5 protein-coding genes, 3 rRNA genes and 1 pseudogene are annotated in these 12,344 nt (G+C 64.7%); all 9 read left to right on the top strand.

Annotation, left to right across the window (positions count from 1 at the left end; translation table 11 throughout):
- Window positions 1-49: 49 nt before the first annotated feature.
- The 9 genes and pseudogenes from LTT66_RS01215 (at window position 50) to recN (ending at window position 12,344) form a co-directional block, all read left to right on the top strand.
- Window positions 50-1,568: ribosomal RNA gene (locus LTT66_RS01215) — 16S ribosomal RNA — on the top strand.
- Between the two features lie 325 nt (window positions 1,569-1,893).
- Window positions 1,894-5,007, top strand: a 23S ribosomal RNA gene (locus LTT66_RS01210).
- 137 nt (window positions 5,008-5,144) lie between these two features.
- Window positions 5,145-5,261, top strand: a 5S ribosomal RNA gene (rrf, locus tag LTT66_RS01205).
- Together the 16S, 23S and 5S rRNA genes form the textbook arrangement of a ribosomal RNA operon.
- 673 nt (window positions 5,262-5,934) lie before the next feature.
- Window positions 5,935-7,026: pseudogene (locus LTT66_RS37315) on the top strand (hypothetical protein); the annotation flags it as partial.
- A gap of 564 nt (window positions 7,027-7,590) precedes the next feature.
- Window positions 7,591-8,481, top strand: coding sequence for an HAD-IIA family hydrolase (locus LTT66_RS01195; protein ID WP_233063314.1), 891 nt, complete (start codon window positions 7,591-7,593; stop codon window positions 8,479-8,481).
- Between the two features lie 13 nt (window positions 8,482-8,494).
- Window positions 8,495-8,803, top strand: coding sequence for a hypothetical protein (locus LTT66_RS01190; protein ID WP_220136165.1), 309 nt, complete (start codon window positions 8,495-8,497; stop codon window positions 8,801-8,803).
- A 1-nt stretch (window position 8,804) separates the two neighbouring features.
- The gene (locus LTT66_RS01185) at window positions 8,805-9,626 is read left to right on the top strand and encodes a TlyA family RNA methyltransferase (protein ID WP_233063313.1); all 822 of its coding nucleotides are present in this window, start codon (window positions 8,805-8,807) and stop codon (window positions 9,624-9,626) included.
- Window positions 9,623-10,582 carry an NAD kinase gene (locus LTT66_RS01180; protein WP_181725673.1) on the top strand — a complete coding sequence of 320 codons (960 nt, stop codon included), beginning with the start codon at window positions 9,623-9,625 and terminating at the stop codon, window positions 10,580-10,582. The genes LTT66_RS01185 and LTT66_RS01180 overlap by 4 nt, the downstream gene beginning before the upstream one ends.
- The gene (gene recN, locus LTT66_RS01175; protein ID WP_233063312.1) at window positions 10,560-12,344 is read left to right on the top strand and encodes a DNA repair protein RecN; all 1,785 of its coding nucleotides are present in this window, start codon (window positions 10,560-10,562) and stop codon (window positions 12,342-12,344) included. The genes LTT66_RS01180 and recN overlap by 23 nt, the downstream gene beginning before the upstream one ends.

The following is a 12,344-nucleotide window of genomic DNA, read 5'->3' as shown; positions in this document are numbered from 1 at the left end:
ACTCTGGTTATTACTTTTGATTGCGCCTTTCGGGGTGTGATTTGAGTCTTCAACGGAGAGTTTGATCCTGGCTCAGGACGAACGCTGGCGGCGTGCTTAACACATGCAAGTCGAGCGGTAAGGCCCTTCGGGGTACACGAGCGGCGAACGGGTGAGTAACACGTGGGTGATCTGCCTCGCACTTCGGGATAAGCCTGGGAAACTGGGTCTAATACCGGATATGACCTGCTGTCGCATGGCGGTGGGTGGAAAGATTTATCGGTGCGAGATGGGCCCGCGGCCTATCAGCTTGTTGGTGGGGTAATGGCCTACCAAGGCGACGACGGGTAGCCGGCCTGAGAGGGCGACCGGCCACACTGGGACTGAGACACGGCCCAGACTCCTACGGGAGGCAGCAGTGGGGAATATTGCACAATGGGCGAAAGCCTGATGCAGCGACGCCGCGTGAGGGATGACGGCCTTCGGGTTGTAAACCTCTTTCGACAGGGACGAAGCGCAAGTGACGGTACCTGTAGAAGAAGCACCGGCCAACTACGTGCCAGCAGCCGCGGTAATACGTAGGGTGCGAGCGTTGTCCGGAATTACTGGGCGTAAAGAGCTTGTAGGCGGTTTGTCGCGTCGTCCGTGAAAACTTGGGGCTCAACCCCAAGCTTGCGGGCGATACGGGCAGACTTGAGTACTGCAGGGGAGACTGGAATTCCTGGTGTAGCGGTGAAATGCGCAGATATCAGGAGGAACACCGGTGGCGAAGGCGGGTCTCTGGGCAGTAACTGACGCTGAGAAGCGAAAGCGTGGGTAGCGAACAGGATTAGATACCCTGGTAGTCCACGCCGTAAACGGTGGGTACTAGGTGTGGGTTTCCTTCCACGGGATCCGTGCCGTAGCTAACGCATTAAGTACCCCGCCTGGGGAGTACGGCCGCAAGGCTAAAACTCAAAGGAATTGACGGGGGCCCGCACAAGCGGCGGAGCATGTGGATTAATTCGATGCAACGCGAAGAACCTTACCTGGGTTTGACATACACCGGAAACCTGCAGAGATGTAGGCCCCCTTGTGGTCGGTGTACAGGTGGTGCATGGCTGTCGTCAGCTCGTGTCGTGAGATGTTGGGTTAAGTCCCGCAACGAGCGCAACCCTTATCTTATGTTGCCAGCGCGTAATGGCGGGGACTCGTGAGAGACTGCCGGGGTCAACTCGGAGGAAGGTGGGGACGACGTCAAGTCATCATGCCCCTTATGTCCAGGGCTTCACACATGCTACAATGGCCGGTACAGAGGGCTGCGATACCGTGAGGTGGAGCGAATCCCTTAAAGCCGGTCTCAGTTCGGATCGGGGTCTGCAACTCGACCCCGTGAAGTTGGAGTCGCTAGTAATCGCAGATCAGCAACGCTGCGGTGAATACGTTCCCGGGCCTTGTACACACCGCCCGTCACGTCATGAAAGTCGGTAACACCCGAAGCCGGTGGCCTAACCCCTTGTGGGAGGGAGCCGTCGAAGGTGGGATCGGCGATTGGGACGAAGTCGTAACAAGGTAGCCGTACCGGAAGGTGCGGCTGGATCACCTCCTTTCTAAGGAGCATCTCCAGTGAGTGTCTCGTGGAGTCGGGATCGCTTCTGGCAGAGCCGCTTATGTCCTCGAATGTGGGACTGCGGAGCTCATGGGTGGAACGCTGACAACTTCTTCCGTGTATCGGTCGGTCTTGGATGATCGGCTGGCGGTTGATATATCGACACACTGTTGGGTCCTGAAAGAACAGGCGTTCTTTCCAGGCAAAAAATACGATCCGCCCGGATTTCCTTGATACCTCGGGGTTTTTGATTTCGATGGTCTTGGAGTTCGATTCGGTGTGGGTGTGTTGTTTGAGAACTGCACAGTGGACGCGAGCATCTTTGTTAGTAAGTGTTGAAGAGCGTACGGTGGATGCCTTGGCACCAGGAGCCGATGAAGGACGTAGGAGGCTGCGATAAGCCTCGGGGAGCTGTCAACCGAGCTGAGATCCGAGGATTTCCGAATGGGGAAACCCGGCACGAGTGATGTCGTGTCACCTGCCGCTGAATATATAGGCGGTTGGGAGGGAACGTGGGGAAGTGAAACATCTCAGTACCCACAGGAAGAGAAAACAATTGTGATTCCGTGAGTAGTGGCGAGCGAAAGCGGATGAGGCTAAACCGTTCAGATGTGATACCCGGCAGGGGTTGTCTGGGCGGGGTAGTGGGGCTCACTTTCTCGATTCTGCCGAGTCGAGCGACAGTCAGAAAAGTTCGTGTTAGTCGAAGTGGTCTGGAACGGCCTGTCGTAGAGGGTGATAATCCCGTAGACGAAAACACGTGCTCTGTTGTAGTGGGTGCCCGAGTAGCAGCGGGCCCGTGAAATCTGCTGTGAATCTGCCGGGACCACCCGGTAAGCCTGAATACTCCCTGGTGACCGATAGCGGACTAGTACCGTGAGGGAAAGGTGAAAAGTACCCCGGGAGGGGAGTGAAATAGTACCTGAAACCGTGCGCTTACAATCCGTCAGAGCCTTCCCTTCGGGGTGGGGTGATGGCGTGCCTTTTGAAGAATGAGCCTGCGAGTCATCGGTGTGTGGCGAGGTTAACCCGTGTGGGGTAGCCGTAGCGAAAGCGAGTCCGAATAGGGCGTGTGAGTCGCATATCATGGACCCGAAGCGGAGTGATCTACCCATGGCCAGGGTGAAGCGACGGTAAGACGTCGTGGAGGCCCGAACCCACTTAGGTTGAAAACTGAGGGGATGAGCTGTGGGTAGGGGTGAAAGGCCAATCAAACTCCGTGATAGCTGGTTCTCCCCGAAATGCATTTAGGTGCAGCGTCGCGTGTTTCACACCGGAGGTAGAGCTACTGGATGGTCTAGGGGGCCTACAAGCTTACCGAAATCAGCCAAACTCCGAATGCCGGTGTGTGAGAGCGCGGCAGTGAGACTGCGGGGGATAAGCTTCGTAGTCGAGAGGGAAACAGCCCAGATCGCCGGCTAAGGCCCCTAAGCGTGTACTAAGTGGAAAAGGATGTGGAGTCGCGAAGACAACCAGGAGGTTGGCTTAGAAGCAGCCACCCTTGAAAGAGTGCGTAATAGCTCACTGGTCAAGTGATTCTGCGCCGACAATGTAGCGGGGCTCAAGTACACCGCCGAAGCCGCGGCACTCCAGCATTATTCTGCTTTCGAGCCAGGAGCTGGGGTGGGTAGGGGAGCGTCGTGTAGCCATGGAAGCAGCAGTGTGAGCTAGTTGTGGAGGCTACGCGAGTGAGAATGCAGGCATGAGTAGCGAAAGACGAGTGAGAAACTCGTCCGCCGAATGACCAAGGGTTCCTGGGCCAGGTTAATCCGCCCAGGGTGAGTCGGGACCTAAGGCGAGGCCGACAGGCGTAGTCGATGGACAACGGGTTGATATTCCCGTACCCGTGTATCCGCGCCCAGTGGCGAATCAGTGGTGCTAAGTGCCCAAATGTGGATGGACTTCCTTCGGGAAGCTTGAAGCGGCTGCGCACGACCCCTGCTGTAGTAGTCAAGCGATGGGGTGACGCAGGAAGGTAGCTGGGCCAGGTGATGGAATACCTGGTGTAAGCCTGTAGGGCGAGTGGTAGGCAAATCCGCCATTCATACAGCCTGAGAGGTGATGCGTAGCCGATTGAGGCGAATTCAGTGATCCTATGCTGCCGAGAAAAGCCTCTAGTGAGTTGGTACACGGCCCGTACCCCAAACCGACACAGGTGGTCAGGTAGAGAATACCGAGGCGATCGAGAGAACTGTGGTTAAGGAACTCGGCAAAATGCCCCCGTAACTTCGGGAGAAGGGGGACCACGTCTGGTGACCGGCTTTACGCTGTGAGCTGGGTGTGGTCGCAGAGACCAGAGAGAAGCGACTGTTTACTAAAAACACAGGTCCGTGCGAAGTCGTAAGACGATGTATACGGACTGACGCCTGCCCGGTGCCGGAAGGTTAAGAGGACCGGTTAGCGCCTTCGGGTGCGAAGCTGAGAATTTAAGCCCCGGTAAACGGCGGTGGTAACTATAACCATCCTAAGGTAGCGAAATTCCTTGTCGGGTAAGTTCCGACCTGCACGAATGGCGTAACGACTTCTCTGCTGTCTCAACCACAGACTCGGCGAAATTGCATTACGAGTAAAGATGCTCGTTACGCGCGGCAGGACGAAAAGACCCCGGGACCTTCACTATAGCTTGGTATTGGTGTTCGGTACGGTTTGTGTAGGATAGGTGGGAGACTGTGAAGCGGGCACGCCAGTGTTCGTGGAGTCGTCGTTGAAATACCACTCTGGTCGTATTGGACTTCTAACCTCGGACCCTGATCGGGTTCAGGGACAGTGCCTGGTGGGTAGTTTAACTGGGGCGGTTGCCTCCCAAAATGTAACGGAGGCGCCCAAAGGTTCCCTCAGCCTGGTTGGCAATCAGGTGTCGAGTGCAAGTGCACAAGGGAGCTTGACTGTGAGACTGACAGGTCGAGCAGGGACGAAAGTCGGGACTAGTGATCCGGCACCGGCATGTGGAAGCGGTGTCGCTCAACGGATAAAAGGTACCCCGGGGATAACAGGCTGATCTTCCCCAAGAGTCCATATCGACGGGATGGTTTGGCACCTCGATGTCGGCTCGTCGCATCCTGGGGCTGGAGTAGGTCCCAAGGGTTGGGCTGTTCGCCCATTAAAGCGGCACGCGAGCTGGGTTTAGAACGTCGTGAGACAGTTCGGTCTCTATCCGCCGCGCGCGTCAGAAACTTGAGGAAGGCTGTCCCTAGTACGAGAGGACCGGGACGGACGAACCTCTGGTGTGCCAGTTGTCCTGCCAAGGGCACTGCTGGTTGGCTACGTTCGGAAGGGATAACCGCTGAAAGCATCTAAGCGGGAAGCCTGTTCCAAGATGAGGTTTCTCACCACCTTTGAGTGGTTAAGGCCCCCCACAGACCATGGGGTTGATAGGCCGGAACTGGAAGCACGGTAACGTGTGGAGGTGACCGGTACTAATCGGCCGAGGACTTACCAACAAAGGTTGCTACGCGTCCACTGTGCGGTATCTGAAACAACACACAGACCGCTTACACCCTCCCACGGGGTTCCCTCACCTTTTCGGTGAGCGGTTCGTGTGGGGTGGGTGTGGGGGGTGTGGATAGTTTCATAGAGTTACGGCGGCCATAGCGGTAGGGAAACGCCCGGTCCCATTCCGAACCCGGAAGCTAAGCCTGCCAGCGCCGATGGTACTGCACTCGACAGGGTGTGGGAGAGTAGGACACCGCCGGAACATTCATTGCGATAGGGGACCCAGATACTGGGTCCCCTATCTGCGTTCGAGCACCCAAAAGCTCCGACGAACCTTGCCGTGCCCCGCGCCCCACCGCAGGTACGTGATTGAATTTGTGGGTATAACGACTTTTCGCGAAACCAAGAAAGGGAGCACCGTGCCGGAACAAAACGACGATCGGAAGCCCTTCCGGCGCGGCGCTCCAGACTCCGGGTCCGGCGGTCGAGGTGACCAGCAGGACGGTGCCCGACGCGGCGGTGGCTTCAACCGCCGTGGCGATTCCGGGGAACGAGGCGGCTCTCCGCGCCGCGGGGAATCGGGTGGCTACGGTCGGCGGGAAGGTTCCTCCGACCGGGGTGGTTTCCAGCGCCGCGACAATTCCGCCGGATCAAGCCGTCGCGACGACAGCGGCGGTCACGACCAGCGCGGCGGTTCGAGCGAGCGCGGTGGGTTCAAACGTCAGGAGTCCAGCGGCCGGGGTGGTGACGCCGGTGGCTTCCGTCGCGGCGGCGACGCACCCCAGCGCGGTGGTTTCCAGCGCAGGGAGGAATCCGCGGGCCGTGGCGGTTCCGCTGGTAGAGGCGGGTCCGGGGAGCGAAGCGGATTCCAGCGCAATCAGGATTCGGGCGACCGCGGCGGCTTCAAACGCCGGAGTGATTCCGGCGAGGGTCGCGACGATTCGCGGGGCGGGTTCCGCCCTGGCGGTGACTCCGGTGCCCGCGGCGGGTTCGATCGCGGCGATTCCCGCGGTGGGTTCAACCGTCGCCGTGACGATTCCGGCGACCGAGGCGATGCCCGACGTGGTGAGTCGGGCGAGCGGGGCGGGTTCAACCGTCGCCGTGACGATTCCGGCGACCGAGGCGATGCCCGGCGTAGTGAGTCGGGCGAGCGGGGTGGGTTCAAGCGTCGTGGTGATTCCGATCAGCGCGGTGACTCCGGTTTCCAGCGTCGCGAAGGCGATCGCCGACAGACCGGGCCGGATCGCGAGGACCGGGCGCCGCGCGGCGACGCGTCGCAGGACCGTCGCAGGGGCGGCGAAGGGGCCCGTGCCGGCGGGAACCGTTCCCTGGAACGCCGCCTGCCGCGTCCGGAGGAACCCGATCTGCCGGAAGAAGTGCAGGCGACCGATCTCGACTCCGTCGTGCGGCGGGACCTGTTGAGCTTGGACAAAAGCAACGCGGAGACGGTTGCCCGGCACCTGGTGATGGCGGTGCGTCTGCTCGATGACGATCCCGGGCTCGCTCTCGCGCATGCGCGGGCCGCGCGGCAGCGTGCGGGCAGGATCGCGGTGGTCAGGGAGACAGCGGGTGTGGTGGCCTACCACGCGGGCGAGTGGGCGGAAGCCCTGTCGGAGCTGCGTACCGCGCGCCGGATGTCCGGTGGCGCCGGGCTGCTGGCCGTCATGGCCGACTGCGAGCGCGGGCTGGGCAGGCCGGAGCGCGCGATCGAACTCGGCCGCAGTGACGAGGCCCGCGCCCTACGTGGAGACGAGGCCGCCGAGCTGCGCATCGTCGTCGCGGGGGCGCGAATGGACCTCGGCCAGTACGACCAAGCGGTCGTGACATTGCAGACCTCGGATCTGGACCCGTCCCGGACCGGCTCCGCCGCCGCCCGCCTCTTCTACGCCTACGCCGACGCACTCGTGGCCGCGGGTCGCACCGACGAGGGCCTCACCTGGTTCCTCAACGCCGCCTCGGCCGACCTCGACGGAGACACCGACGCTGAAGAACGCGCCGCCGAACTCACGGGCGACAGCGAGATCTGAATCCTGCCCGGCGACCGATACGGTCTGTTGCCGGAGTTCCGAGATGCCGACGCCGACTGCACAAATCCGATCGATGACGGTCTGAGGACAGAAACCGGCAGGTCGGGTAGCTGGTGGCGGCTCGGGCCGAGGCCGGGTTTTTCCCAGGCGCGGCTTCGACTTGTGACCAGCCCGTTCTGCCGATCCCGGCGGCCCGGCAGCGCTTGTCGCGTGGCATGGCAGTCCAGGCGTGGCCGTCGTGGCTGCGCGAAGTGCGGCATCGACAGAAGAACCCTAGGGCATCAGGCGGCTTGTGCACGCGTTGTGACACCCGTGCGGGCGATACCTCCGGCCCAACGTCGATCGGTGAGATTCCGATGACCGGAACTTCCGCCTGTGATCTGCGAAACCGCCTTGTGGCGCTGGTGATCCGGGGTAGTCGCAGTGGTTGACGCCACGTCTCTCCGGTTCGCTCGCTGGCGTAGTGTTCGAGTGTCTCGGACTCGCCGAGCGGCTGTGCTGCTGGAGGGGCCGGTGGTATGCGAGTCGGCACAGCGCCGATCGGTGACACGGAGTGAGAGTGGTGTGAAGCGGCTACGAGATCGCTATTCAGCCCTGCTGCTGGATCTGGACGGCACGCTGTACCGCGGTCACGAGGTCATCGCGGGGGCGCCGGAGGCGCTGGCAGCGCGACGGCAGGCGGAACAGCGGCTGGTGTACGTCACGAACAATGCCAGTCGCGGACCTGAAGTCGTCGCGGCGCATCTGTCCGAACTCGGCTTCCCCGCGTCCTGTGACGATGTGGTCACCAGCGCCCAGGCGGCGGCGCGGTTGCTGGCCGAGCGGCTCGATCGAGGCGCTCGCGTGCTGGTCGTCGGGACCGACGACCTGGCCGCCGAAGTGGACGCGGCCGGGCTGCGGCCGATCCGGCGATTCGACGGGGAGGCGCCCGCCGCTGTGGTGCAAGGGCATTCGCCCCAAACCGCCTGGCCGGACCTCGCCGAAGCCGCTTACGCTCTGCGGTCGGGCGCGCTGTGGATCGCGGCCAACACCGACAAGACCCTGCCGAACGAACGTGGCCTGGCGCCGGGCAACGGCGCGATGGTCGCCGCGCTGCGCGCCGCCTCCGATCGGGAGCCGATCGTGGCGGGCAAACCGTACGCGCCCCTGTTGGAGGACGCGATCCTGCGGGCAGGCTCCCGCAGTGCCTTGGTGGTGGGCGACCGCCTCGACACCGATATCGAGGGGGCAAACCGGGTCGGCCTCGACTCGTTGCTGGTGCTCACCGGCGTCAGCACCCTGGGTGAACTGCGCAAGGCTCCGGACGGGCAGATCCCGACTTTCGTCGCCGACTCCCTCGACGCCCTCGCTCACCCGCCGGTAGCCGCCGAACCGGAAGCCGACCTCGGCGAGATACTGCAGCGCAACCCGGGAAGAGCTGTGACGCTACGCGCGTCCGATTCGGAAATCCGATAGCGTTGACGCCACGATGACTACTCCTACGCCTCGTCCGAACGGTCCCGGCACGGCCGCCGGTGCACAAGGTCCCCGCCCGGGGATCCCGTTGCCCGGTCAGCATCTGCCGGGCGCTGCTGGGCATGCGGAGCCTGCCGATCCGGAGCGAATCCGCGGCGAGGTCGACAGCCTGCTCGCCGAACTCGACCGGCCCGGCTGGAGCGGGGCCACGCCCGCCACCGAGAGCGCGGAGGCCGGAGTCGACATCACTCGTCGCGCGCGCATCCTGGAGCAGGCACATGACGTGCTGGTACAGGCCTTGGCCACGGTGGACAAGATCTGAGGTGGCCAGACGCGCACGCGTGGACGCGGAACTGGTTCGCCGCGGATTGGCGAGATCGCGGGAACACGCGGTCGAGCTGATCGGTGCCGGCCGCGTCCTGATAGCCGGAACGGTCGCGGTGAAGCCGGCGACCGCCGTCGAGACGGGCACGCCGCTGGTGGTGCGCGAGGAGCCCGACGAGGTGTCCTGGGCTTCGCGCGGCGCGCACAAACTGCTCGGCGCGCTGGAGCGGTTCGAGCCGGACGGCCTGTCCGTGCCGGGCAAGCGCTGCCTGGACGCGGGCGCGTCGACCGGTGGTTTCACCGATGTACTGCTCAGCCGGGAAGCGCGGGAGGTCGTCGCGGTCGACGTGGGCTACGGCCAGCTGGTCTGGCGCCTGCGCACCGACGAGCGGGTCCGGGTGTTCGATCGCACCAACGTGCGCAATCTGACGCCCGAGACCATCGGCGGCCCGGTCGAGCTGGTGGTGGGCGACCTGTCGTTCATCTCGCTGAGCCTGGTGCTGCCCGCGCTGGCGGCCTGCGCTGCGCCCGGCGCCGATCTGCTGCCCATGGTGAAACCGCAGTTCGAGGTCGGCAAGGAGCGGGTCGGCTCCGGCGGCGTGGTGCGCGATCCCGCGCTGCGCGCCGACGCGGTGCGTACGGTGGCGGCCGCGGCCGCGGGGCTGGGCATGCGCACGCTCGGTGCGGTGGCCAGCCCGCTGCCCGGGCCGTCCGGCAATGTCGAATACTTCTTGTGGCTGCGCAACGACGGACCGTTCGAGTACGACGACGCGCAGGTCGCGGCGCTGGTCGAACGTGCGGTTGAGGAGGGTCCACAGTGAACGCGCTGGCCCAGCCCTGCGGCCGGGAGATCTTGCTGGTGTCCCATCCGGGCCGCGCGGAGATCATCGAGACCGCCCACCGGGTGGCGAAGATCTTCGCGGACGCGGGCATCTGCTTGCGCGTGCTCGCCGACGAGGCGGACAGCACGCGATTCGAGGCCGAGCCGGGAGGCTTCCCGGTGCGCGTGGTCGAGCACAGCCCGGAGGCGGCGGTCGGCTGCGAGATGGTGCTCGTGCTCGGTGGCGACGGAACGTTCCTGCGCGCGGCCGAGCTGGCCCGCTCGGCGGGGGTTCCGGTGCTCGGAATCAATCTCGGCCGCATCGGTTTTCTCACCGAGGCCGAGGCCGAACACCTGGACGAGGCGCTCGCGCAGGTGGTCCGGCGCGATTACACGATCGAGCATCGGATGACCATCGATGTCACCGTCCGGATCGACGACGAGGTCGTCGAGAGCGGGTGGGCGCTGAACGAGGCGAGCATCGAAAACGCTTCGCGCATGGGCGTGCTGGAAGTGGTGCTGGAGGTGGATGGCCGTCCGGTGTCGTCGTTCGGCTGCGACGGCATTCTCATCGCGACACCGACCGGATCGACCGCCTATGCCTTCTCCGCGGGCGGTCCGGTGGTGTGGCCGGAACTCGAAGCGTTGCTGGTGATTCCGAGCAATGCCCATGCCCTTTTCGCGCGGCCACTGGTGACCAGCCCGGAGTCGCGGATCGCGGTCGAGTCCGTGGCGCCCGGACACGATGCGATAGTTTTCCTGGACGGCAGGCGCACGCTCGCACTGCCCAGTGGCGGCCGGGTCGAGGCGGTTCGCGGCGCTCAACCGGTGCGCTGGGTGCGGCTGGACTCCGCACCGTTCGCCGACCGGATGGTGCGCAAGTTCCAATTGCCCGTGACAGGCTGGCGTGGCCGACGGCGAACGGAGAGCACAAGTGCTGACAGAGATCAGGATTGACGGGCTTGGCGTCATTGCCACCGCGACCGCGCAATTCCATGCGGGACTGACCTGCCTGACCGGTGAGACCGGCGCGGGCAAGACCATGGTGGTGACCAGCCTGCATCTGCTCAGCGGTGCGCGCGCGGACGCGGGCCGAGTCCGGCTCGGCGCGCCTCGAGCCGTGGTGGAGGGCCGGTTCACCGTCGACGACGTCAACGACGCCGCCCGCGCCGAGGTCGCGCAGGTGCTGGAAGCGGCCGCCGCCGAGCCGGACGACGACGGCAGCGTCATCGCGATCCGCACGGTCGGCAGCGACGGCCGCTCCCGTGCGCATCTCGGCGGCCGCGGCGTACCCGCCTCGGTGCTGGCCGATTTCACCGCGCCCCTGCTGACCGTGCACGGCCAGAACGATCAGCTGCGTTTGCAGCGCCCCGATCAGCAGTTGTCGGCGCTGGACCAGTTCGCGGGCGACGCGGTGGGCGCTGCGCTGCGGAAATACCAGGTGCTGCGGCGATCGTGGCTCGACGCCCGCACCGAACTGCTCGAACGGACCGCGCGCAGCAGGGAATTGGCGCTCGAGGCCGATCGGCTCAAGCACTCGCTGAACGAGATCGACGCCATCGCGCCGGAACCCGGCGAGGACGCGCGCATCGTAGACGAGGTGCGCAGGCTCAGCGATCTGGATTCGCTGCGCGATGCGGCGGCCACCGCGCACGGCGCGCTGGCCGGACCGGCGGACACACCCGAAGACGGATCCGGCGCCCTGGAGGCGCTCGGCACCGCACGCGCCCGCATCGAGGCCGCCGACGACCCGGCGCTGGTCGCGCTCGCGCCGCGCCTGGCCGACGCCATCGCCGTCGTGATCGACGTGACCACCGAGTTGAGCGGGTATCTCTCCGACCTGCCTTCGGACCCGGGCGCGCTGGATTCGCTGCTCACCCGGCAGGCCGAATTGAAGACGCTGACCCGCAAATACGCGCCCGACATCGACGGTGTGCTGGCCTGGGCGCAGGAAGCGCGTACCCGGCTGGGTTCGCTCGACGTCTCGGAAGAGGCGCTGGCCAAGCTGGCCGCCGAGGTGGACACCGCGGCCGATCGGGTGCGGGAGGCGGCGAAGAAGCTGAGCGCCGCGCGGGCCAAGGCGGCTGGCAAGCTGGCGGCGGCGGTGAGCGCCGAGCTGGGCGGCCTGGCGATGGGCAAGGCGCGTCTGGAAGTCGAGGTGCGGCCGTTGCTCGCGGGAGCGCAGGACACGGCGCCGCTCACCGTCGACGGCCAGGAATTGCACGCCGGGCCCACCGGCATCGACGAGGCCGAGTTCCGGCTGTCGGCGCATTCGGGCGCGCAGTCGTTGCCGTTGAGCAAGAGCGCGTCCGGTGGTGAGCTGTCGCGCGTGATGCTCGCGCTGGAAGTGGTGCTCGCCAGCTCCGATCACGGAGCGACCATGGTGTTCGACGAGGTCGACGCCGGTGTCGGCGGGCGCGCCGCGGTGGAGATCGGTCGCAGGCTGGCCCGGTTGGCGCGCACCCACCAGGTGATCGTGGTGACCCATCTGCCGCAGGTCGCGGCGTTCGCCGACACCCATCTGGTGGTCGACAAGTCCGACGACGGCAAGGGCGCGGTCAACAGTGGTGTCCGTGCGCTCACCAACGACGAGCGGGTCGTCGAGCTGGCGCGCATGCTGGCCGGTCTCGACGACACCGAGACCGGCCGGGCACACGCGGAGGAGCTGCTGGCGACGGCGCGCGCGGAGAAAGCGGGCGCCGAGGCGGCGACGCGCTGA

This window comes from Nocardia gipuzkoensis (assembly GCF_021183645.1).
GTDB lineage: Bacteria > Actinomycetota > Actinomycetes > Mycobacteriales > Mycobacteriaceae > Nocardia > Nocardia abscessus.
The sequence above is the reverse complement of the archived record's forward strand: the minus strand, read 5'-3'. Positions and strand labels throughout refer to the sequence as shown.

Bases quoted from the DNA above. Each gene is read 5' to 3' on its own strand.
- LTT66_RS01190 (WP_220136165.1), top strand. From the start codon at position 8,495: ATGACTACTCCTACGCCTCGTCCGAACGGTCCCGGCACGGCCGCCGGT.